Origin of the sequence: Pseudomonas sp. SMV7 (assembly GCF_052041995.1) — a bacterium.
In the GTDB taxonomy this organism is placed as follows: Bacteria; Pseudomonadota; Gammaproteobacteria; order Pseudomonadales; family Pseudomonadaceae; genus Aquipseudomonas.
On the sequence record NZ_JBKGGT010000001.1, the window covers coordinates 509,929 to 533,846 of the forward strand.

14 protein-coding genes are annotated in these 23,918 nt (G+C 65.6%); 4 read left to right on the forward strand and 10 right to left on the reverse strand.

Going from position 1 to position 23,918, the window contains the following annotated elements; translation table 11 throughout:
- Positions 1-31 precede the first annotated feature (31 nt).
- Positions 32-3,160 (reverse strand): multidrug efflux RND transporter permease subunit, encoded by a 3,129-nt coding sequence (locus ACLEJP_RS02575; RefSeq protein WP_440804331.1) that lies wholly within the window; start codon positions 3,158-3,160, stop codon positions 32-34.
- Positions 3,161-3,171: 11 nt separating this feature from the next.
- Positions 3,172-4,347, reverse strand: a complete 1,176-nt coding sequence (locus tag ACLEJP_RS02580; RefSeq protein ID WP_440804334.1) for an efflux RND transporter periplasmic adaptor subunit — start codon at positions 4,345-4,347, stop codon at positions 3,172-3,174.
- 209 nt (positions 4,348-4,556) lie between these two features.
- On the opposite strand from ACLEJP_RS02580, the gene ACLEJP_RS02585 reads away from it, so the two are divergent.
- Positions 4,557-5,258 (forward strand): response regulator transcription factor, encoded by a 702-nt coding sequence (locus ACLEJP_RS02585; RefSeq protein WP_225777608.1) that lies wholly within the window; start codon positions 4,557-4,559, stop codon positions 5,256-5,258.
- Between the two features lie 6 nt (positions 5,259-5,264).
- On the forward strand, positions 5,265-6,563 hold the full coding sequence (locus ACLEJP_RS02590) for an ATP-binding protein (RefSeq protein ID WP_440804337.1): 1,299 nt from the start codon (positions 5,265-5,267) through the stop codon (positions 6,561-6,563).
- A gap of 16 nt (positions 6,564-6,579) precedes the next feature.
- Here ACLEJP_RS02590 and ACLEJP_RS02595 read toward each other — a convergent pair whose 3' ends face one another.
- The 4 genes from ACLEJP_RS02595 to nfrB are packed head-to-tail and all read right to left on the reverse strand — an operon-like array spanning position 6,580 to position 13,716.
- A complete protein-coding gene (locus ACLEJP_RS02595) occupies positions 6,580-7,671 on the reverse strand; it encodes a diguanylate cyclase domain-containing protein (protein ID WP_440804339.1) in 1,092 nt (363 codons plus the stop codon).
- Positions 7,672-7,700: 29 nt separating this feature from the next.
- Positions 7,701-8,540 carry a DUF4434 family protein gene (locus tag ACLEJP_RS02600; RefSeq protein WP_440804341.1) on the reverse strand — a complete coding sequence of 280 codons (840 nt, stop codon included), beginning with the start codon at positions 8,538-8,540 and terminating at the stop codon, positions 7,701-7,703.
- Positions 8,540-11,545 carry a phage receptor gene (locus ACLEJP_RS02605; protein ID WP_440804343.1) on the reverse strand — a complete coding sequence of 1,002 codons (3,006 nt, stop codon included), beginning with the start codon at positions 11,543-11,545 and terminating at the stop codon, positions 8,540-8,542. The genes ACLEJP_RS02600 and ACLEJP_RS02605 overlap by 1 nt, the downstream gene beginning before the upstream one ends.
- A complete protein-coding gene (gene nfrB / locus ACLEJP_RS02610) occupies positions 11,542-13,716 on the reverse strand; it encodes a cyclic di-3',5'-guanylate-activated glycosyltransferase NfrB (RefSeq protein WP_440804345.1) in 2,175 nt (724 codons plus the stop codon). Before nfrB ends, ACLEJP_RS02605 begins: the two co-directional genes overlap by 4 nt.
- Before the next feature lie 193 nt (positions 13,717-13,909).
- On the opposite strand from nfrB, the gene ACLEJP_RS02615 reads away from it, so the two are divergent.
- Positions 13,910-14,341 carry a PACE efflux transporter gene (locus ACLEJP_RS02615; RefSeq protein WP_225777614.1) on the forward strand — a complete coding sequence of 144 codons (432 nt, stop codon included), beginning with the start codon at positions 13,910-13,912 and terminating at the stop codon, positions 14,339-14,341.
- 185 nt (positions 14,342-14,526) lie between these two features.
- Positions 14,527-16,086, forward strand: coding sequence for a threonine ammonia-lyase, biosynthetic (ilvA, locus tag ACLEJP_RS02620; protein WP_440804348.1), 1,560 nt, complete (start codon positions 14,527-14,529; stop codon positions 16,084-16,086).
- 180 nt (positions 16,087-16,266) lie between these two features.
- On the opposite strand, the gene ACLEJP_RS02625 is transcribed toward ilvA, so the two are convergent.
- The 4 genes from ACLEJP_RS02625 to ACLEJP_RS02640 form a co-directional block, all read right to left on the reverse strand.
- Positions 16,267-17,451, reverse strand: a complete 1,185-nt coding sequence (locus ACLEJP_RS02625) for a hypothetical protein (RefSeq protein ID WP_440804350.1) — start codon at positions 17,449-17,451, stop codon at positions 16,267-16,269.
- A 63-nt stretch (positions 17,452-17,514) separates the two neighbouring features.
- Positions 17,515-17,982 (reverse strand): VOC family protein, encoded by a 468-nt coding sequence (locus ACLEJP_RS02630; protein ID WP_440804352.1) that lies wholly within the window; start codon positions 17,980-17,982, stop codon positions 17,515-17,517.
- A gap of 108 nt (positions 17,983-18,090) precedes the next feature.
- The gene (locus tag ACLEJP_RS02635) at positions 18,091-19,710 is read right to left on the reverse strand and encodes an NADP-dependent glyceraldehyde-3-phosphate dehydrogenase (protein ID WP_440804354.1); all 1,620 of its coding nucleotides are present in this window, start codon (positions 19,708-19,710) and stop codon (positions 18,091-18,093) included.
- A 147-nt stretch (positions 19,711-19,857) separates the two neighbouring features.
- Positions 19,858-23,685: a dermonecrotic toxin domain-containing protein gene (locus tag ACLEJP_RS02640; protein ID WP_440804357.1), complete on the reverse strand. Its 3,828-nt coding sequence runs from the start codon at positions 23,683-23,685 to the stop codon at positions 19,858-19,860.
- Positions 23,686-23,918: the final 233 nt, after the last annotated feature.

Sequence of the window (23,918 nt, forward strand, 5' to 3'; positions counted from 1 at the left end):
AACCCTCCCATGTCATGTGAGGCTTGTCCAGTCAGCTTTCGCGGTTGGCGCTGGCCAGGTCGGTGTCACGCGTTCGACCTCGTCCCGCCAGGCGCATCACCACCACGAAGAACACCGGCACGAACACCACCGCCAGGGTGGCGCTGAGCATGCCGCCGATCACCCCGGTGCCGATCGCCTGCTGGCTCGCCGAACTGGCGCCGCTGGCGATGGCCAGGGGCACTACGCCGAGGATGAACGCCAGCGAGGTCATCACGATCGGCCGCAGGCGCAGGCGGGCGGCCTGTACGGCCGCGTCGACGGCATCGACACCCTGGTCGACCAGGTGCTTGGCGAACTCGATGATGAGGATGGCGTTCTTCGCTGACAAGCCGATCAGGGTGATCAGGCCAACCTTGAAGAACACGTCGTTGGGCATGCCGCGCAGGGTTACGGCCAGCACCGCGCCGAGTACGCCAAGCGGCACCACCAGCAGCACTGCGGTCGGGATCGACCAGCTTTCGTACAGCGCCGCCAGGCACAGGAACACCACCAGCAACGACAGCGCCATCAGCAGTGGTGCCTGGCTGCCGGACAGCCGCTCCTGCAGCGACAGGCCGGTCCACTCCAGGCCGGAACCGGCCGGCAGCTGGGCCACCAGGCGCTCGATCTCTGCCATGGCTTCGCCCGAGCTGTAGCCGGCTGCCGGTTCGCCGGAAACCGACACCGCCGGATAGCCGTTGTAGCGGGTCAGTTGCACCGGGCCAGTGACCCACCTGGCCTGGACGAAAGCACCCAACGGCACCATCTTGCCGCTGTCGTTGCGCACGTGGATCTTCAGCAGGTCTTCGACCTGGCTGCGCTGGTCGCCTTCGGCCTGCACCACCACCCGCTGCATGCGGCCCTGGTTGGGGAAGTCGTTGACGTAGCTGGAGCCAACGGCCACATCCAGCACCGTGCCGATATCGGCGAACGACACGCCCAGGGCGTTGGCCTGGCGGCGGTCGATTTCCAGCTGGATCTGTGGGCTTTCCGCCAGCGAGGCTTCGCGCACGTTGGCCAGCACCTTGCTCTTGCCGGCGTTGGCCAGCAGCTCGTCACGGGCCGCCATCAGCGCGGCGTGGCCCATGCCGCCGCGATCCTGCAGGCGGAACTCGAAACCGGTCGACTCGCCGAGGCCGTCGATCGGTGGCGGCAGCACGGAGAACGCCACGGCATCCTTGAGCTGGGTGAAGGCCAGGGTGGCACGGTCGGCAATCGACTGGGCGCTGTCGTCGGCACCGCGTTCGGACCAGTCCTTGAGCGTGGTGAAGGCCAGTGCCGCGTTCTGCCCGCTACCCGAGAAGCTGAAGCCCAGAATCAGCGTGGTGTTGCCTACGCCCGGCTCCTCGCTGTTGTGCGCCTCGATCTGGGCCGCCACCTGTTCGGTGCGCATGCGGCTGGCGCCGGGTGGCAGCTGGATGTCGGTGATGGTGTAGCCCTGGTCCTCGGTGGGCAGGAACGCCGTCGGCAGCTGGCTGAAACCAAAGCCCAGCACCGCCAGCAGCACCGCGTACACCAGCAGATAACGGCCGCTGCGCTTGAGCGCCTGCATCACCCAGCGCTGGTAGCCGTTGCTCATGCGCTCGAAGCGGCGGTTGAACCAGCCGAAGAAGCCTTTGCGCTCATGCTGCTCGCCCTTGGCCACCGGCTTGAGCAAGGTGGCGCACAGTGCCGGGGTCAGGCTGAGGGCAAGAAACGCCGAGAACAGGATCGACACCGCCATCGACAGCGAGAACTGCTGGTAGATCACCCCCACCGAGCCTGGCATGAACGCCATGGGCAGGAACACCGCCACCAGCACCAGGGTGATGCCGACAATCGCGCCGCTGATCTGGCCCATGGCCTTGCGCGTGGCCGCTTTCGGCGGCAGGCCTTCCTCGGCCATGATCCGCTCGACGTTTTCCACTACCACGATGGCATCGTCGACCAGGATGCCAATGGCCAGCACCATGCCGAACAGGGTCAGCACGTTGACCGAGAAGCCCATGGCCAGCATCACGGCAAAGGTGCCCATCAGCGCCACCGGCACCACCAGGGTCGGGATCAGCGTGTAGCGCAGGTTCTGCAGGAACAGGAACATCACTGCGAACACCAGCAGCATGGCCTCGAACAGGGTGCTGATCACCTGCTGGATGGACACCTTGACGAACGGCGAGGTGTCGTAGGGGATGTCCCACTTGACGCCTTCAGGGAAGTAGCGCGCCAGGTCCTGCATTTTCGCCCGCACCAGCGTGGCAGTTTCCATGGCGTTGGCACCCGGTGCCAGCTGCACGCTGAAGGCGGTGGCCGGCTTGCCGTTCAGGCGGGTGCCGTACTGGTATTCCTGGGCGCCGATCTCGACCCGGGCGACATCACCGATGGTAACGCTGGAACCGTCCGGGTTGGCGCGCAGGACAATGGCAGCGAATTCCTCGGGGGTGCTCAACTGGCCCTTGACCACCACGTTGGCGGTGATTTCCTGGGTGCTGCGGCCGGGCAGGTCGCCGATGCTGCCAGGCGCAACCTGGATGTTCTGCGCCGCGACGGCTGCGGCCACGTCGTTGGGCGTAAGGTTGAAACCGATCAGCTTGCGCGGGTCGATCCAGATGCGCATGGCGCGCTCCGAGCCGTACAGCTGGGCCTTGCCGACGCCCTTGAGGCGGCGGATCTCATCCATCACGTTGCGCGCGAGAATATCCGACAAGGCGGTTTCGTCGAGCTTGCCGTCCTCGGCGGTGAGCGTGGCCAGCAGCAGGAAGCCGGTGGATACCTTCTCCACCTGCAGCCCCTGCTGGGTGACCGGGCGCGGCAGGCGCGACTCGACCACCTTCAAGCGGTTCTGCACGTCGACCTGGGCCAGGTCCGGGTTGGTGCCCGGGGCGAACGTGGCGGTAATGGTGGCGCTGCCCAGGCTGCTCTGCGACTCGAAGTACAGCAGGTTGTCGGCGCCGTTGAGCTCCTGCTCGATCAGGCTGACCACGCTTTCGTCCATGGTCGCCGCCGAGGCGCCCGGGTACACGGCGTAGATCTCCACCTGCGGCGGAGCCACATTGGGGTACTGGGCCACCGGCAGCTGCGGGATGGCCAGCGCGCCGGCGAGCAGGATGAACAGTGCGACCACCCAGGCGAATACCGGGCGGTCGATGAAGAATTGCGGCATGAATCAGGCCCTCACTGGCCAGTGTGCTGTGCGATGGGCGGTGCCCCGGATGCGTTGTCGACCTGCACCTGGTCACCGGCCTTGACGTGTTGCAGGCCCTCGACCACCACCCGCTCGCCGGGCGCCAGGCCTTCGCTGACGATCCAGCGGTCGCCCTGGGCGCTGCCCAGGACCACCTGGCGCTCGCTGACCCGGGCCTGTGGGTCGACCACCAGCACCTTGGGCACGCCGGCGCTGTCGCGCAGGATGGCGCGCTGCGGCACGCTCAGGCCTTGGGGCTGCACGGCCTGTTCCAGGCGCACGCGCACGTAGCTGCCGGGCAGCAGGTCGAGGTCCGGGTTGGGGAACTCGCTGCGCAGGGTGATCTGGTTGGTGCTGGGGTCGACACTGATATCGGAGAACAGCAGCTTGCCGGGCAACGGATAGGCGCTGCCATCATCCTGGATCAGCGTGGCGCGGGCCTGGCCCTCGCCAACCTGCTGCAACTCGCCCGCCCGCAGGGCGCGGCGCAGGGCGTTGAGCTCACGGGTCGACTGGGTGACGTCGGCGTGGATCGGGTCCAGCTGCTGGATGGTCGCCAGCGGCGTGCTCTCGTTCTGCCCGACCAGCGCACCTTCCGTGACCAGGGCGCGGCCGATACGGCCGGAAATCGGCGCGGTCACGGTGGCGTAGCCCAGGTTCAGACGCGCGCGCTCGAGGGCGGCGCGGGCTTCGGCGACGGCGGCGTCGGCCTGCAGGAAGGCGGCCTTGGCATTGTCGTATTCCTGGCGGCTGACGGCCTTGTCGTCGACCAGCTCGCGGTAGCGCTGCTCTTGCAGGCGGGCCTGGTACAGCGTGGCCTCGGCCTTGGCCAGGGTGGCCCGGGCGCTATCATGGTCGGCCTTGAACGGTGCCGGGTCGATCAGGAACAGCACATCGCCCTGCTTGACGTCGCTGCCTTCGCGGTACACCCGCTTGAGCACCACACCGGCAACCCGGGCGCGGACTTCGGCGGTGCGCGGCGCCAGGATGCGACCGCTGAGTTCGCTGCTGATGGCCAGTGGCTGCAGCTGCAGGGTTTCCACCCGTACTTGCGGGGTGGCGGCCTGTTCATCTTGCTCGGCGCTGTCGCCGCAGCCAGCCAGGGACAGGCTCAGAAATGCCAGAAGCGCCACGGGGCGCAGGCATTGGGGGAGGGTAGTAGACATACGGATCTTCCGATGATGACCGCCCATATGCTAAGGCAGGCGCTGCCTGGGTGGCTGTTAATACCTGTAGGACGAGTGTGAAAAAGTGTGAAGAACAATCCTGTGTTGCCCTCGGGTTCTATATTCTGCGTACGTCTGTACCGGCCTGTTCGTGGTTTTTTTCGCGAACCGGTCGGTAAGGTCTACCACACCCGGATGCCCAGCCGCTTATGCCGAACATTTTCCTGGTCGAAGACGACAGCGCCCTGTCCGAGTTGATCGCCAGCTACCTGCAACGCAACGACTTCCATGTCCAGGTGATCGCCCGTGGCGACCACGTGCTGGACGAGTACCGTCGGCAAAAGCCCGACCTGGTCATCCTCGACCTGATGCTGCCGGGCATCGATGGGCTGCAGCTGTGCCGCCTGTTGCGCCAGGAATCGCAGAGCCTGCCGATCCTGATGCTGACCGCCCGCGACGACAGCCATGACCAGGTACTGGGCCTGGAAATGGGCGCCGACGACTATGTGACCAAACCCTGCGAGCCGCGCGTGCTGCTGGCCCGCGTGCGCACCCTGCTGCGCCGCAGCAGCATCCACGAACCGCGTCTGGACAACGAGCTGATCCTGATCGGCGGCCTGCGCATCGACCTGGCCGAACGCACGGTGAGCTGGCGCGGCGAGGAGGTGGAACTGTCCAGCGGCGAGTACAACCTGCTGGTGGTGCTGGCGCGCAATGCCGGCGAGGTAATGAACCGCGACCGCATCCTGCAGCAGTTGCGCGGCATCGAATTCAATGGCACCGACCGTTCAGTGGACGTGGCCATTTCCAAGCTGCGGCGCAAGTTCGACGACAACGCTGGCGAAGCGCGCAAGATCAAGACCGTATGGGGCAAGGGCTACCTGTTCAGCCGCGTCGAGTGGGAGTGCTGATCGGCCATGCTCAAGATCCTGGTGCGCCTGTACCTGGTGATCATCGTCGCCTATGCCGGCGCGCTGCTGCTCATTCCTGACACCATCGTCGGGCTGTTCCAGGAGCGCTTCATGGCCTACAACCTGGACCAGGCCAAGGGTGTGCAGGCGCTGATCGTGCGCCAGTTCCGCCAGGTCCCGCGCGAGCAGTGGCCGGCGGTGGAACAGGAACTGGCCAGGGATTTCGCGCCGCTGCAGTTGCAGCTGCTGCGCATGGACCAGGCCGGCTTGAGCGAGGCCGAGCAGGCGCGCCTGGAGCATGGCCTGCATGTGGTGCGCATCGCCGAGTGGGGCTACTACGAAACGGTACTGGCACCGCTGGACAAGGAGTGGCTGGTGCGCCTGCACTCGCCCCCCGACCCGCTGGACATCAACGTGCTGTCGTGGGGGGTGACCGTACTGATCGGTGCGGTCATGCTCGGCTGCCTGCTGCTGTGGGTATGGCCGCATTGGCGCGACCTGGAGCGTTTGAAGGAAACCGCCCGGCGCCTGGGCCAGGGACAGATGGCCGAGCGCACGCACATCTCGCCGCACTCCAACATCGGTGAGCTGGCCGGGGTGTTCGACACCATGGCTGGCGACCTGGAACGCCACGTCAACCAGCAGCGCGAGCTGCTCAATGCGGTATCGCACGAGTTGCGCACGCCGCTGACCCGGCTGGATTTCGGCCTGGTGCTGCTGTTCGACGAAGTCCCGCCGGCCAGCCGCAAACGTCTGCTGGAGCTGGTGGGGCATGTGCGCGAGCTGGATGAGCTGGTGCTGGAGTTGCTGTCCTATAGCCGCCTGTACAACGCCGACCAGGCGCGCGAGCGGGTCGAGGTGTCGTTGCTGGAGCTGGTCGACAGCGTACTCGGCGGCTTTGCCGAGGAGCTCGATGGCCGCGGCATCAAGTGGGAAGTGCGGGCCGAAGGTGATCTGCCACGTTTTGTCCTCGACCCGAGGCTGACGGCACGGGCAGTGCAGAACCTGGTGCGCAACGCCATGCGTTACTGCGATGAAAGCCTGTTGCTGCGTCTACGCCGCGAAGAGGATGGCAGCTGTCTGGTGACGGTGGAGGATGACGGCATAGGCATTCCGGTAGAAGAGCGTGAGCGGATCTTCCAGCCGTTCTATCGGCTTGACCGTAGCCGCGACCGCAATACTGGCGGGTTTGGCCTGGGGCTGGCGATCAGCCGGCGGGCGATCGAGGGGCAGGGCGGGACCTTGACCGTGGCCCAGTCGGCGCTGGGCGGGGCGCAGTTCCGGATTCGCCTGCCTGCCGCTTGAGGCGTCGCCTGGCCTGCTATTCGCTGTTCGCCAGCCGGGCCGACCACAGCACAAAGCGGTCCTTGCCACTGTGCTTGGCTTCATACAGCGCCTGGTCGGCGCGGACCAGCACCGTGGTCAGGCTGTCGTCCTGGTCGACCCGGGCCAGGCCGATACTGACGGTCACCGGGTGCTCGGCAGTGTCCTCGCGCACCCGTTGGCACAACCCTGCCAGCCGTTGCTCGACGTCTTGCTGGCCCAGCCCCTGGAAAAAGATCGCGAACTCCTCGCCGCCCAGCCGCGCATACTCGAAACCGCTCATGCTCGCCTTGATATGCGTGGCCACGCGCTTGAGCACCTCATCGCCGACCTCATGGCCGAAGCGGTCATTCACCCGCTTGAAGTTGTCGATGTCGATCATCGCCAGGTAGCGCTCGGACGTGGTCGTGCGCAGTTGGCGGTCGGCCTGGGTCATGAACGAGCGGCGGTTGGGGATTTCGGTCAGGGCATCGATATAGGCCTGTTCCAGCAGCACCTTGGACAGGTAGAAGTTGTGCAGCTTGGCCTTGCGCATCTGCAGGTAGCTGTAGATCACCAGGCCGCTGAGGAACACCGCATAGCTGAGCAGCATGGCGCCTTCGAGCTCGCCCGCGTCGATACGGGTGTGATAGAACGGGTTGAGCACCACCCAGGTGATGAGCATGGCGCAGAAGAACGACCAGCGCCGGACCGGTAGCACCGACACGGCATACAGCACGGTGGACACGCCGAGTACCAGCCACACCGGGCGCTGGGCCACCGGGATGCCTTCGATCACCAGGCGCATGCCCAGGGTGATCACGCTGATGAACAACAGGTTGAGCACATCGAAGTGTTGGCTGCGGCGGGTGAACCGCAGCACCAGGGTGAGGCAGCCGAGCAGGGCGATGAACAGCCCGGACAGCCAGGTGAGGTCCTGGCCGCCGAGGAAGCTGACGATCAGGTCGAAGACCAGCCAGATCAGGATGCTGACGCAGAACACCAGCAGGCAGAACGGGCGCATGGACTCGAATTCGTGCTGGCGGAACTCGGCGCGCAGGGCGGCCGGAGCGACCTGTTTGCGTACATGCGCTTCGATGGTCTTGAACATTCGTGGCTCCCCAGGCCGGCCCTGGCGACTCAGTTTTCGGGCAGAACACCGCGGGCCCAGGGCCGGTAACGCAGGTCGAACACCGCCTCGGCATGGCAGCCGCGGCCCAACTGCGGTTCGGCGGGCTCGGCGCGGAACGCCTGCCCTGGTGCGCTCACCTGGCGGAACGCCTCGCGCACCACGCCTACCCGGCACGGCAAGGCCTGCTCATAGCCTTGGCGCACCAGTGCGGGCAAGCGCTCGGTGCCAGTGCCATCCTGCCACCACACGCTCAAGCCCAGGCCGGCCAGTTGATCCAGCCATGCGCCATTGACCCGAGGCGACAGTTTGCCCGCACTGAACGCACTGATGTGCAGCGGCTTGTCGAGCTGGCGGTTGAACGCCTGCAACTGGCCATATAGCGCATCGCGCCGCTCAGCGTCACGGAAATGCAGGTCGTCCAGCTCCATCGGCAGGTACCAGCCCGCCACCGGCAATTGCCAGGTCTGGCGCAGTTGCCGGTACTGGTTGAGCGAGCGCCCCAGCTGCGCCTTCCAGTAGCTGTTCAGGCCGTCGCCATCCAGCTCGTCGAGGCGCTGGTAATAGGCCGGGTCCAGGTACAGCCCGAGCACCAGCTGCAAGCCTTCGGCCTGGGCGCTGCGCAGGCTGTTGGCCAGCCAGCCGTGGGCACCGCCGAAATCGCTGTCGCCATAGGCGCTCCATTGCACGATCAGGGTCTTGCCGCCCTGGGCCACGGTGGCCCGCCATAGCTGTTGCCATTGGCCGGGGGTGACGCCGGCGTCGCGGTTGAGGGGCTGGTAGAACAGGCGCTGGTCGGCGCTGGCCGGCAGGCACAGGGCGAGCAGGCAGAGGGCCAGGAACGTACGCATCAGAACGTCATCTCCGCACCGACCAGCACGCCGTTGGCGCGCTGGTATAGATTGCCACCCAGCGACTGCTGGTATTCGGCACGCACTTTCAGCGAACCGCGATAGGCGTTGTAGCGGTCGTCGTCGAACCACCATTGCCAGCGCACGCCGAACCCGGCCCGCGTGTCCTGGCGCCAGTCATTGCTCGGGTCCTGGCTGGAGAACTCGACGAAGCCGTACGGCATGAGGGTTTGCGGTGAACTGCCCGGCAGCTTCCAGGCGTGGCCCTGCTGGTAGCGCGACAGCCAGGCATGGTCGCCAGCACGTGTCCACCAGGCGGCGTCGAGGTAGAGGAAACGCTCGTTCCAATGGTCTTCATCGACCCGCCAGTCATTGCGCCAGGCGCCCTGGTCGAGGAACGAGGCGGTAGCGCGCAATAACAGGTCATTGCTCGATTCGGCGTGGTGACGCAGGTCGCCCCAGTTGCCGCCGACCTTGGCCGGGCTCAGCAACTGGCCCAGGCTCAGGCCGCTGTTGTGCGCTTCGTCGATCTGCCGCTGGTGGTACAGCTCGGCATACAGGTTGAGGTTGGCCTGGCCGAGCGGCTTGTAGCGCAGGCCGACGCCGGTGCCCATGCTTTGCGCGTAGTCGGTCCGGCTTTGCCCGCCGAACAGCACCCGGCCATACAGCGACAGGGTGCTGCCGTTGCGGCTGGGTTCTGCGCCCAGGGCATGGTCCCACATGGCCAGCTGCACGTTCTGTGATTGCGCCCGGCGTGAAGTGCCATTGCGCTGGCCGTCGTCGAGGAACTTGTCGTTGGTCGAGGTCCCCGCCGGCGACCAGGTGCTGGCGAGGGTGATGGTATCGCGCCGCGACAGGCTTTCATGGGCCCGGCGCTGGCGATACTTGCGCGCTTCCAGGCTGCCATATTCATCGCCGCCGTCGACCAGGTCCTGCTCCACATCCAGCACCCGGCGCAGCTGGCGACGTGCGGCGGCGCTGTCTTCGACTTCGTCGTAGCGCAGGGCCAGCGTCTCGCCCAGGCGGTAGTCCTCGGGGAAGTCGTGGGTGGCACGCTCCAGCAACGGGATCGACTGGCGGCGCTGGGCCTTGTCGGCCGAGCCGGCCAGGCGCATGCCGTAGTCGGCGCGATAGCGCGGCTGCTCCGGGGCCAGGCGCACGGCTTCGGCCAGCCAGGCAGTGCTTTGCGCGCTGTCGCCGGCCAGTTGCGCGGTGCTGGCGGCAGCGTAGTAATGCTCGGCGCGCGGGTCATGCGCCAAGGCCTGGCGCTGCAAGCCCAGCGCGGCCTGATAATCGCCTTGCTGTTGGGCGATCGCGGCACCCAGCGCCCAATCGTCGGCGCTATGGTGCCCGGCGGCGTCCCAATAGCGGCGCGCCGCCTGCGGGTCGCCGGCGTTCAGCGCGCCACGGGCAGCGGTGAGGCGGGCGTTTTCGGTCCAGGCACTGTCTGGCAAGCTGCGCCAGATGGCCAGCGCAGCCTCGGAATCGCCGGCGGCCTCGAGGGCATAGGCCAGCGGCAGGCGACTGCCGCGGTCACCCAGGCGCTCGGCGGCCTGGTAGTAGACGACCGCTTCTCCGGGCTGGTCGGGCATGGCGCAACGGCCCAGTGCACGGTACTGGCCGGGCTCGCTGGGGGTGGCCGGTATGGCCTGGCGCACGGTGTCGCAGTGGCCGGCCTCGGCCAGGCGGCCGAGCAGCTGGGCGCGGGTTTTGGCATCGACCTGGGGAACCAGGCCAAGCATGCGCTGGGGCTGCAACGGCCCGTCGTTGCGTGCATAAAGGTTGCCCAGGCGCTGCAGCAGCGACGGGGCGAGACGGCCCTGGCGGCGGTCGTAGGCCTGCTCCAGCAGTTGCCGGGCATGATCGGTTTGGCCTTGCTGCGTGAGCAGGAAGGTGGCTTGTTCCAGTGCGGCCAGGTCGCCGCTTTGCCGGTAGCGCTTCTCCCACTCGGCGGCTGTGCGTGGTTGCGGTGGCTGGGGTGGGTCGCCGTACAGACGCTGCCTGAGCACGGCGTAGGCCCTTGGATCGGTGCTGGTATTGCAGCCCTTGAACTGCTCGCGCGCCAGCGCCGGGTCACGGCGCGACAGCCAGTCGACGGTTTCCAGGCAAGGGCGTTGCAGTGCGTTGCTCAGGCGTTGCACCAGCGCGGCGTCCTGGCCTTGACGAGCCAGTTCCCACAGCTGCTGGCGCTGCAGCGGCTGGTCCAGCTGCTCGGCCGGCAGCGCTTGCAGCCAACGCTGGGCCTGTTGGTTCTGGCCGACGGCGATGGCCCGGTTGGCCATGGCCAGGCGGGCCTGGTTGGCGGCTTCCGGGGATGGGGCGCTGGGCAGCAAGGCGTTCAAGCCGTTTTCGTCCAGCTGCTGGACATAGGCATTGGCCAGGCGCTGCCAGTCCTGGGCAGGCAGTTGGCGCTGGGCGGCCAGTGGCTGCAGCTGTTCGATGGTTTCCTTCCAGTCACGCAGCTGTTCGGCGAAGTTGGCCCTGGCCAGGCGCAGGACCTGGCCATCTTCCTGTGGCGGCAGATGATTGAGCCAGTCCAGCGCCCGGGCGGCCCCGCCGGACTTGGCCAGGCTCAAGCCATAGGCCTGCCACAGACGGACACGCTGGGCACCCGCGCTGCTGGCGAGCCAGCGCTCCACCTCGCTGGCCGGGGGTGGGTCCTGCTCGATCCAGGTCAGGCGCAGTTCAAGCAGGGCGTCGGCATGCGCCGGGCTGGCGCCCAGTTGTTCGGCCAGCGCTTCGGCTTCCTGGTAGCGGCGTTGATGGGCCAGGGCCTCCACCAACAGCGAGCGGGCTTCGTCATTGTTCGGTACCCGAGCAAGCACATGGCGGGTCAGGCGCTCGACCTCGGCCCAGTTGTCCTTCTTCGCCTCGCGGTAGCTGCGCTCCATGAACGGGTAGCTGGTGAACCGCTGGAAGTCGGTCATCGACGACGAGGCAGCGGCGGGCAGGGCGGTGGAGCACAGCAACAGGCCAGTGAAAGTGAGGGAAAAGCGCGGCTTCATGCCACCTCCCGGGTCAGGTCAAAGGCGGCCTGCTGTTCGCTGGCCTGTTCGATCAGGGCCTGTTGCAGCACCTGCTCGGTGATGATGCCGCGGGTGATCAGGTATTCGCCGAGGCTTTGCTGTTCGGGGTTGAAGTCGATCAGCGCCTGGTTGAACAGGGTGACCGGTACCATGCCGCGCACCTGCAGCAGGGCACCCAGCATCACCTGGTGCTGGCTGACCCGTTCCAGCAGCGCTTCGTCGTCCTGGTTGCGTTCCAGCACGGCCAGCATCTCGCGGGTTTCCGGCTTCTGCCAGGGGCTGGGGTAGTGGTAGCGCAGGCCCAGGGTTACCCGGCCCTGTGGCGCCAGGCGGGCGCTGACCGGGCGTTTCAGTTGGCGGCTTATGACCCCCAGCGACACCTGGCTGACCGGGCTTTCGCTGGCCAGGATGAGCGTCTTGCCGTCTTCGTCCACCGGTAGCACGCCATAGTGGGTCGCCAGCTTGCGTGGCAGTTTGGCGATCAGTTGTGGGTCAAGCTTGAACGGGTTGAGCGGTGCCCAGGGCAGGTCGAGTTGTTCGGCCAGGGTCGCTACCAGCTGTTCGCTGTCCAGCCAGCCGCGCAGCAGCAGCTCGCGGCCCAGGCGTCGGCGCACCGGGCTGGTGATCGCCTGTTGCAGCTGTTCGTCGCTGATCAGGCCCTTGGCTACCAGGCGTTGGCCCAGCGGGGTGCGGGCCGGCGCGGCAATGGCAGGAAATTCGTGGGTGGTCTTGTCCCAGGCCACGCGCCGCGAGTCGCCCATTTCCATCACCTGGCGCAAGGCGCGCAGGTTGGCGAAGAAGTTGACGAAGTTGCTCCACATCATCCGCGGCGCCGACAGCAGGCCCTCGCCGATACCATAGAAGCGGGTGACGAACCAGGCGCGCTGGAACAGGCGGTTGACCAGCAGCAGGCCGTTCAGCCACAGCAGGGCGGCCAACAGCGGGCTGTCATCGAGGATGGACATGAAGCGCCATGACTCTGGCGCAATCACCGTGACCAGCCACATGGCCAGCAGCACCAGCAGCAACAGGTTGACCAGGAAGCTCAGCAGGTAGGCGAACAGCCCGCGGCGGTCACGCCAGAGGAAGTAGTTGAGGGCGCCCTTGCGGCTCCAGCCAAGGTTACTGGTGCCCTGGAACACAATGCCGACGATCCACCGTGACTTCTGCCGAATGGCATGTTGCCAGTCGCGCGGGAAATGCTCGCGTACGCAGATCACCTGGGAGAATTCGCGGCTCATGCCTGGGCGCCATTCCTGCTTCAGGGTCAGCGCCGGGTCGGTAATGGAATAGCGGGCGAAAATGCACTTCATGCCCTTTTGCTTCAGGCGAAAGCCGATATCGTAGTCTTCGGTGAGGCTCTGCACGTCGAAGGCGATGCCGTCGCCATCCTCGAGCAGCGCGGCGATGGCGCGGCGGCTGAAACAGGTACCCACGCCGGCACTCGGTACCTGACCGGTCAGGGCTTCGCGCACGATCACGTCCTTGCCGTGATTTTCGGCGAACTCGTCGACATAGTGGCCGGCGGTGAAGCCTTTCCATTCCGGTGCATAGGGGTACACCGGGATCTGGATCATGTCCTTGTTCGGCAGCAGGTAGTTGAACAGGCGCAGCTCCATGGGCGAGATCACGTCTTCGGCGTCGTGCAGGATGAACCCGGCGAACTCGATGCCGGCGTCCTGCTGGAAGCGCAGCAGGGCGTCGATGATGTTGTTCAGGCAGTCAGCCTTGCTGGTGGGGCCGGGGCGCGCGCAGACCACCTTGTGGACGTTGGGGTAGTGCAGGCACACCGCGTCGACATCGGCCTGGGTTTGCGGGTCATTGGGGTAGGTGCCGACGAAGATCTGGTAATTCTCGTAGTCGATGGTCGAGGCGGCAAGGCGCGCCATTTCTCCTACCACGCCCACTTCATTCCAGGCCGGAACCATGATGGCCAAGGGTTTTTCCGGCACTTCGAACAGGCGCTTCTCATCGGCCTTTTCGTATTTGTCATAGATGCGAAAGCGCCGGATCAGTTTGCGGCCCCAGAAACACAGGTCGATGAACAGGTCATCCAGGCCGAGCAGAAACATCAGCGAGGCCAGAACGATCGCGAGGATCTTCAGGCCGAACAGCACGTAGGTCAGAAAGTCGATGAATGCCAGGCTCATGTGCCGGCCACCGGCGGAAAGGCGTTAGCCATTGTCTTTAATCCTCGTTCGGGTCCTTGGACGAAGTTGTACGACATTCGGCCTTTGTACTGGATAGATACAAGCAGCCGAATGCGGGGTTGTCCAAATTTCAGGCTTTTTCTTACAAGCCACTTCTTGTAGTTTACAGGTCGTTTACCCAGGGAGCAGGAACATGCAAGGCAAGGCACGCAAGATCGTCCAGGCCATTCTCTACGAAGCCATCGCCGTCGCCTGCGTGGCGCCCGCGCTGGAACTGGCGTTCGGCGCTGGCATGGCACAGTCAACCGTGCTCTCGGTGCTGATGTCGGCCATCGCGATGAGCTGGAACATGGCCTACAACTGGGTGTTCGAGCGCTGGGAAGCGCGCCAGCGCCGACGTGAGCGCACCTTCCTGCGCCGCCTGCTGCACGCCCTGGGCTTCGAAGGCGGGTTGGTGCTGATTCTGCTGCCACTGGTAGCCTACTGGCTGGATGTCAGCCTGTGGGCGGCGCTGCTGACCAACCTGGCGTTGTTCGTGTTCTTCTTCGTTTATGCGTTTGTCTTCCAGTGGGGGTTCGACAAGGTATTCGATGTGCCGCTTTCGGCGCAGCAGGCGAAGTGTTGACTTCAAGCCGCACTAGCAGCTAAGTTCCTACCCCATGAGAACTTTCCCGCACGCCCACGCCATTATTATTACCGCCATTATCAGCTTGGCGGGCTAGCGCGTACGTGCACCGAACCCGCCCTGGAGGCGGGTTTCTTCTCTCTGACTCCTGGGCAACGTGAATAAAAGCCAAGGAGTTGCCATCGATGACCAGCCTCAACAGCCCTCGTACCTCGTCCAGCGTGCAGCAATTGCTGTCGGAGCAGGTGCGCCGTATCCTGTCCGCGCCCGTGTACGACCTGGCCATCGAGACGCCTTTGCAGGCCGCCCCTGCGTTGTCGGCGAGCCTTGGCAACCAGGTGCTGCTCAAGCGTGAAGACCTGCAACCGACCTTCTCGTTCAAGATCCGCGGTGCCTACACGCGTCTTTCGCGTCTGAGCCCAGTACAGCGCGAACGCGGGGTGATCACCGCGTCGGCGGGCAACCATGCTCAGGGCGTAGCCCTGGCGGCCGCGCGCCTGGGCCTGAAGGCCACCATCGTCATGCCCACCACCACACCGTCACTCAAGGTGGAAGGCGTGCGTTCGCGCGGTGGGCATGTGGTGCTGCACGGCGAGAGCTTCCCGCATGCCCTGGCCCACGCGCTGAAACTGGCTGACAACGAGGGCGCCACCTTCGTGCCACCGTTCGACGACCCGGATGTGATTGCCGGGCAAGGCACCGTGGCCATGGAAATCCTCCGCCAGCACCCGGGTGCGCTGGACGCGATCTTCGTCCCGGTTGGCGGTGGCGGGCTGATCGCTGGCATTGCCGCGTATGTGAAGTACCTGCGCCCGGAAGTGCAGGTGATTGGCGTCGAGCCGGAAGATTCCAACTGCCTGCAGGCCGCCATGGCCGCTGGCGAACGGGTGGTCCTGCCGCAGGTCGGCACCTTCGCCGATGGTGTGGCGGTGGCGCAGGTGGGCGCCCATTGCTTCGAGCTGTGCCGGCATTTCGTCGATGAAGTACTGACCGTGAGCAGCGATGAGCTGTGCGCGGCGATCAAGGACATCTACGACGACACCCGTTCCATCACCGAACCATCCGGAGCCCTGGCTGTGGCCGGAATCAAGAAGTACGTGGCGCGCCATGGCGTGCAGGGGCAGACCCTGGTGGCGATCGATTCCGGCGCCAACGTCAACTTCGACCGTCTGCGCCACGTCGCCGAGCGCGCCGAGCTGGGCGAGCAGCGCGAGGCGATCATTGCCGTTACCATCCCGGAGCAGCCGGGCAGCTTCCGTGCCTTTTGCCAGGCGCTGGGCAAGCGGCAGATCACTGAGTTCAACTACCGCTACTATCCTGGCAAGGAGGCGCGCCTGTTCGTTGGCGTGCAGACCCACCCGCTGCACGACCCGCGCGAACAATTGCTGGCCAGTTTGCGCGAGCAGGGCTACAGCGTACTGGACCTGACCGACAACGAACTGGCCAAGCTGCATGTGCGCCATACGGTCGGCGGCCACGCCGCACCGGGGGCTGACGAGCGGGTGCTGCGCTTCGAGTTCCCGGAGCGCCCGGGGGCCTTGCTGGGCTTCCTCGAACGATTGGGCAAGCAGTGGAACATCAGCCTGTTCCATTACCGCAACCATGGGGCGGCGGAGGCACGGGTGTTCGCCGCGCTGGAAGTGCCGAGTGATGAATTGGCAGGCCTGCCGCTGGCGCTGGATGAGATGGGGTACCGCTATTGGGACGAGACCGACAACCCGGCGTACCAGCTGTTTCTCGGCTGACCAGGTAAACGCCGGGGCCTCCACCGCGTCGCCTGTTTCGCGAGTAAATCCGCTCCTACCCACGGCTTTGACTTGACGCTGCACCGGTAGGAGCGGCTTCGGCCGCGATCAACGGCAAGGCCGGTGCCATCCACCGCGTCAAGGCCCGCAGGAGGTTCCATAGTTGACGGAAAATGTCGTTCAACGCTCGCGCATGAAGAACCCCGCAACGTATTTGCGGAAGGTTTCCGGGCTCTTGAAGTCAGCGTAGCGCTTGAAGTTGTCGGTATCCGGCTCGGGCCCGATCGGCTGCTCCAGCAGCGATACCGACAGCACCCGGTCCTGGTCCGAGGTCAGCACCAGTTCATCCATCACTTCGCCGCCGACCACCGGGCGGCGCATCTGCACTTTCACGCCCTTGCTGGCCATCCAGTCGATCAGTGACACCAGGGCCTTGAGCGGTTCGCGCTCTTCAGCGCGATAGACCGGGAACAGGTGTGCGCGCGAAAGTACCGGTACGCTGGCTACATGGATCAGTTCATAGAAATGGCTGCCAGCGCTGGTTGGCGAGTACAGCGCGAGGGCCAGCAACGGCCCAGCGGTACGGCTGCCGCCCCAGTACAGGTGGTGCCCCTGGAAGTCGAAGCCTTCGGCATTGCCGTTATTGAACAGCTTGCGCCCCTTGACTTGGTCCACGCAGTCCAGCAGCAAGCCGTGGCGGCGATGGTTGCCGAACACCGTGGCTTCGCGCAGGCGAGCCTTGAGCATCATCATGTGCTTCATGTCCAGGCGGGTTTCCAGGTAGTTGCTGGCCGGCACCCGCTCCAGCAGCGGGTAGCGGCTGGCCACGCTGCGCAATTCGGCAAACTGCCCGGTCAGGTCCTTTTTCAGGTGAGTGGCATACAGGTTGAGGCCGCTGGTTTCGATCCAGGTCAGTAACAGCGCCAGCAAGCGCTGCTGTTCGCGCCGCTCGTGGTTGTCGCCGCTGGCACCTGGGGCGCTGCCGCTGCGGAAGTCGCCGATCAGGCGCAGGGGCGTGTCCGGAGGCAGCCAGGCCGCAGGCGGCGTGGGCTGGCTTTCGCGCTCGGCAGCTTCCCGCTCGTCCTTGGTGAACGGGCAGCCGGGCGCGTGCTCGGCTGTACCCGGGTTGTTTTTGAGAAACAGTGTGCCCGTGTTGCCATTGAGGGTGACATTGAGCACCGGCAAGGCATCGCTGCGGCAGTCGCAGGCCAACCACTGGTTGGCGCTGCGCACTTTCATCAGCATCTGGTTGGCTTGCAGCAGGCGCGGGCCGGCGAGGGTGCCGCTGGCAAAGCCGACCAGCAGCTCCTCTTCCGCGGGGGTCAGGCTGCGCACCTGTGCGGCGGTTTTGTCGATGATTCGCATGAAGCGGCTCCAGGCTACGAGCGCCAAGCTTCAGGCAAAGTCGCGCCGCTTTCAACCTGCCGCTCAGTTGCCGCCGAACAGCTTCGCGGCGCGGGCGCGAATTTCGTCCGGGGTCAGGTCCTCCTTGTGGGTGGACACGAACCAGATATTGCCGAACGGGTCCTTCAGGGTGCCGCTGCGGTCGCCGTAGAACTGGTCCGTCACTGCGTTCAGCTGGGTGGCGCCGGCCGCCAGGGCCTGGGCGTAGACCTTGTCGCTGTCCTCGACATACAGGTGCAGGCCGACGCCTGCGCCGCCGAGCTTCTGGCTGGCGGTGAGGCCGCCTTCCATGTCGCAGGGGTCGCCCAGCATCAGTGACGAGTCACCGATCTTCAGTTCGGCGTGGCCAACGCGGCCACCCGGGGCGTCGAGGCGGAACATCTCGACGGCACCGAAGGCCTTCTTGTAGAACTCGATGGCCTTGGCGGCATCGTTGATGGCCAGGTATGGGGTGATGCTGTGCTGGCCTTCAGGAATGGGTCTGGCTGCCATGTTCGACTCTCCTTCGCAGTGGGCGCCGGCGGGCGCCCTGTTGCTTAGAGTCGTTTGCGCGGAGGGAAAATCGACCGTATTGATAGATCGATTTTCCATAAGCGCGGTTCAGAAGATGTAATCGGTGGTCAGGAAGCTGGACTGACGGTTGCGGATGATCTCGCTGATGAGTTCCTTGTTGGCGGCCTGGAAGCGTGTTGCCACCAGCGTACGAATCGAGAACACGCGCAGGGCGTCATGCACCGACAGGGTACCTTCGGCGCTGTTCTTGCGGCCGTTGAACGGGTAGGTGTCAGGGCCGCGCTGGCACTGCGCATTGATGTTGATCCGCCCGACCTGGTTGGCGAAGGTATCGACCAGGCTGCCGATGGTTGCCGGGTCGTTGCCGAACAGGCTCAGTTGCTGGCCGTAGTCGGAGTCGAGGACATAGTCGATCACCGTCTGCAGGTCGCGGTAGGGCACTACCGGCACCAGCGGGCCGAACTGCTCCTCGTGGTATACGCGCATGTCCGGCTTTACCGGGTACAGCACGGCCGGGTAGAAGAACGAGCCGCGGCTGTGCCCGCCACCTTCGTTGAGCACCTGTGCGCCCTTGGCCCTGGCATCGGCGACCAGCCCATCGAGGTAATCGACCTTGCCGGGTTCGGGTAGCGGCGTCAACGCCACGCCAGGCTCCCAGGGCATGCCGGGCTTCAGTGCGGCCAGCTTGCGCTGGAATTTGTCGAGGAACGCCTCGACCACGTCCTCGTGGACGAACAGGATCTTCAGCGCCGTGCAGCGCTGGCCATTGAACGACAGCGCACCGGTGACGGCTTCCTCGACGGCGTTGTCCAGGTCGACCTGGGGCAGGACGATGCCGGGGTTCTTGGCATCCAGCCCCAGCGCAGCGCGCAGACGGTGTGGGCGTGGGTGGAGTTTCTTCAGGTCGCTGGCGGCCTTGTGCGTGCCAATGAAGGCGAACACATCGACCTTGCCGCTGGCCATCAGCGCGCTGACCGTCTCCCGGCCCCGGCCATAGATGACGTTGATCACGCCTGGCGGGAAGCTGTCGCGGAACGCTTCGAGCAGCGGGCGGATCAGCAGCACACCGAACTTGGCCGGTTTGAACACCACGGTGTTGCCCATGATCAGCGCCGGGATCAAGGTGGTGAAGGTTTCGTTGAGCGGGTAGTTGTAAGGCCCCATGCACAGGGCCACGCCCAGCGGCGCGCGGCGGATCTGCCCGAGCGTGCCCTGTTCCAGCTCGAAGCGACTGGAGCGGCGGTCGAGGTCCTTGAGCGCGTTGATGGTGTCGACGATGTAGTCGCAGGTACGGTCGAACTCCTTTTCCGAGTCCTTGAGGTTCTTGCCGATCTCCCACATCAGCAGCTTGACCACTGCCTGGCGCTGCTCACGCATGCGCGCCAGGAAACTTTCCACATGCTGGATGCGCTCGGCCACGCGCAGGGTTGGCCAGGCACCACGGCCTTTGTCATAGGCCTGCACGGCGGCATCGAGGGCGGTGAGCGCGGTGTCGGCATCGAGCAGCGGAGCGCTGCCCAGCACCACTTGCTGCTCTTCGCTGCCTTGCTTGAGCCACACCGGGCTGCGCACCGTGGCCAGGGGGCCGTCCCAGCGCCTGAGCTCGCCGTTCACCAGGTATTCGCGTTGTTCCAGGGGAGCCCCCAGGCGCCAGGTTTCCGGGATGTTTTCGGCACTGGGGAAAAGTGAATCGAGCAGACGGTCCATGGGTACTGCACCTCACATTGCTGGGCGGGTTTAGAGCCGGGTGAAACGCTTCAGCTGCGAGCATGCACCGGCTACCGGAAAAACACCAGTCTGGCCCAAGCTGGCCGCAAGTGCCTGCCTGTTGTTCAGGCAGGCACCCGGGCCATGTCAAAGCGGCAGGTTGAACAGGTCGTACGGCGGGTGCGTCAACCATTGCTGGCGCAGGGCGGGTTCTGCGTCGATCAGGGCCAGGCGTCGCCAGAACTCTGCACGGGCCTGTCGCGGGTGCGACAGGAATGGTTCAAGTTCTAGCAAGGGCCGGAGATCGCGGCGGTACTGCAGCGGTAACCGCTGCCACAGCGCCGCTTCGGCCGGGCCGGTCTGTTCGAAGAATTCCAGGTAGTCACCTTCGCACACCAGCAGGTCCACCTGGTGCATGGCGTTGTAGGTTTCGATCTGGGCAAGTACCGTAGCACCCAACCAGTCGCTTTCCAGGCGCAAGGCGTCTGCGACTGGCCGAGGCACGTTGAAACCGTCTGGCAGCCGCAGCAGCTGGTTGCGGCCAATGTCGAGGATGACCGGCGTGGTTACCAGGTCCAGGCCCTGTGGCAATTCGCTGAGCATGCAGTCGTTCAGGAACAGCGTTCTCAGATTACCCAGCTGGCGCAGGTCCGGTGCCTCCAGCAAGGGGTTGGCCGACAGGTCCAGAACTGCCAGCCCTGTGCAGCGGTTCAGGGCCTGCTGGGCATTGGCATCCCAAGTGATGCGGTTACCTTCCAGGTCCAGCCAGTGGAGCTGGGAGGGGTTGCCCAGGTGCGGCAGTGTGTCGAACCGGCAGTCGATCAGCAGCAGGCGTTTCAGGTTGGGAAAGCGTTCGTGGAATTCGGCTGGCAACTGGCTGAGCGCCCGGTTGTTGCTGAGGCACAGGTGCTCCACGTGGCTGAAGTCATCGGGCAAGGCCAGGCTGGCCAGGGCCTGGTTGTCCAGGTCCAGGCCGGACAGGTCCAGGCTGTGCAGACGCTCTCCGCCTTCAAACCAAACGGTCGACAACCGCCGCCAGGCATTGAGGATGGGGCGGATGGCCCGGTGCCTCTGGTGGGGGCGCTGCGGGTCCGGGCGGGCCCATTCCTGCAGGTCGCGGCGCAGGGTATCCAGACGCTGTTGCAGGTCATGCAGCCGCTGGCTGGGCGAGCGCATGTCATACAGGTTCGGGTTGTCCTCATCGCTGCCGAGCCAGGCTTCGAATTCCTGATCGGTGGCGTCCGGGTACAGGCGGCGATAAGCCCCGACCAGCGAGCCTGTCAGGCGCGGCCGCGGTGGTTCGGGGTCAAGCGGGCGACCGCCCTGCAAGCTGCCTTTGGGCCTGCGCAGCAACGCTTGTTGGCCCCAGAGCCGTTGGGCCAATGTCGCTCTGTGCTGGTCGGCCCAGTCCAGTACCCGCTGGCGCAGTGCGCTGCCATCGTCCGTGGTGATTCCCAGCGCCGGGCGTTGCGAGCGCGGCAGTGCCTGCTCCACGGCGCGGCACAGGTCCGGACTCCGCGCGGCGGGCACAGGACGTTCGCCCAGGTCGGCCTCATAGCCTTCGGCGGATTTGATCACACGACACAGTGTGCGCGCCTGACCGCTGCCGACATGCTCCAGTCGCGGGCCTTCGGGGCTGGCGCCGCGCAACTCGAGGCGCAAGTCTGCGGGCCATTCAGGCATGGCATCCAGGGCACTGAATAGCAGGCGTTCGCTATCGCTGCTGGCCCGGGCTGGCTGAAGCACACCCTCCAGCGCACGTACCAGCGGCAGGTCGCTGTGCACCTGCTCCAGCGTCTGGCGAAGGTACGCAGGTAACTGACCATGCTGTTGCCAGGCGAGCGTTTCGGCCTGGCCCAGCGTTGCCAGCAAACGCCTGGCCAGGGCGGGGGGAAGCCGCGGGTAGGCCTCGAGCAGTTGCTGCAACGACGGGGTGATGGGCGCGCTGCCGTTGTAGAGCCTGTCGAACAGCCCCGGCGGGGCCTTGCTCGCCAGTGCTTGTACTTCGGCCTGTGCCGCCATGCGTTGCAGGGTATCGAGCAACAGCGCAGGCGCCGGCTGGCCCTCAAGGTGCACCCGGCGCAAGCGCGCGGCGTCGATGCCACAAAGGCGGCCTGCCTGGGCCAGCTGGTCTGGCGTGAACGCGGTGTATGCCTCGCCAAGCCGGCGCGCCAGCTTCGCGAATGGCCACTGGCCGGGCTGTTCATGCTGGCCGCGCCAGGCACCTTCGCCGTTGTGCGTCAGCGGTGGCTGCCAGGCATCCGGCGTCTGCGGGTGAACGACCCGCCATTGCTGCAGGTCGTTGTCGAACCGTTGTTCGAAGAGATGGCCGTCCATACGGATGAAATGGCGACCCTCGTAGCGGTATTGGCCAAGTGTATTGGGCCGCAGATGCTCCGGCAGCAGCACGGCACTGCGGTAGGGGGTGAGGTCTTCATTCCAGAGCCGGTAGCGGCCATCGCTGCCGCGTACCTGCTGGAGGCTTTCCATCAACCGGCTGTTGAACAGCTTGGGTACGCCCTTGGCCGCTGCCGCGAAGCCGCCTATCAGGGCCAGGTTCAGCCCGACGGCCTCCAGGTGGCGCAGTGCCAGGTGGCGGTCGCCTTCCTGCCAGGCCTCGTAGCCCTCGAAGGCTTCGCCAAGCAGTTGGCAGGCCGTAACGGCCAGCATCAGGGTACCTACAGACGGAATGAAGAACCCGGCAATGTTCAGTACATCCAGGCCAAGGCTTGCCCATTCCTCCAGGCGTCTGGCCCGCGCGTTGGCATCGGCTGCGGCGGTCGGCACCGCCAGCAGGCTGGCTTCGTGCCTGAGGCGGGCCAGGTGCAGGTCCTGGCAGTGGCCGAAAGGCTCGGCCGCCAAGGCCAGGCGTGTGGGGCGCAGGTCTGCGTGCGCGGCCCGCTGCCAGGTGCGGTCGAAGGCTGTGTTGCCGGCAGCGTCGAGGTTCTGCTGCAGCAGGTCGAGAAACTGCGCGCGCTGGTCCTGGCTGATGTAGGCCGTGAATGCCTGGCGGGCATCGGCTTCCAGCAGCAAGGTCGCCAGTGCCTCGTGCACCGCGTCCAGGTTGTGGCACTGGCGCAGTGCCGGGTCATGGCCGGGCAGGTACAGCGCCAGCCCCGCGCGGCCGGCGTCGATCAGCATGACGTCGTGCAGGGTGATGCCGAACAGCGCCAGCTGCCAGCACTTCACCTCGCCACCCTGCAACAGCCGCTCGACCTGATCACGCGTGCTGCCATCGACCAGATGCCGCAGGTAGGCAAGGTCGGCGGCCAGGCGCAAGCGGTTCTTTTGCACCTGGATGGCCAGCGCGCGGGTAGCGGGCCGGGCGAAGTAGTGTTCCAGGTGGGCCTGGTACGCACCGCCCAGGTCCAGGTCACGGCACAGTGTGGCGAAGGCGGCGGGTACCAGCGGCAGGCGCTCCACCCGGTAACGCTCGGACTGTAGCGGAAAGTGGGCCGCGGGTACCTGCATGCCCAATGTTACCGAACCTTGTACTTCAACCGTCGTCACCTGGATGTTGCTGCTCAGGGCAACGGCACTCTCGGGGGTGAACGCCTCGTCGTCGGCGAAGTTCTGCAGGGCGGCCTGGAGCAGGTTATGGCGCTGATGACGATAGAGATAGCGCAGGCCGACCCAATGCCAGCTGCGTTCGACCCGCAGTAGCTCGGCGGTGCGCGGGGGCGCGTGAATGCCTTGTTCGGCCAGGCGCTCCTGGAGCAAGGGTTCAGCGAATTCAGTGATCTGTTTCAGGCCTTTCAGTGCGTGGGCCAGGGCTGCTTGCGCTTGCAGCAGGCGCGTGCTGCTGGTGTGCACGGCCTGGCGCAGGTCTGGAGGAGAATTGGCGAACCAGTCCTGTGCCTGCCATGGGGTGGCCTGGGTCCGTTGTAACGCGGCCCACTGCTCGGCTGTCGCGTGGTGGGCCCAGTGCGGCAGTTGCGCTTCGAGCATGGATTGATGGGGGTTGCTGGCGCGCATGACGATGCTCCTTCTAGGCAAAGAAGGCATCAAACGTTATTTCTCGATTGCCAAGTGGTAGCGGGATAACGCGGGAACGGCAGGTATCCAGAAGCGTCACCGTGGCAGGAAATTTGGCGCCATGAACCGTTGCAGGCGCTTGCACAGGCGTCGGGAAATGCAATCAGGGTGCTGCTTGCGAAACGGTTTATGGGCACCTTAAATGGAATCGATAGTCGGCTTTGTGACTGAAG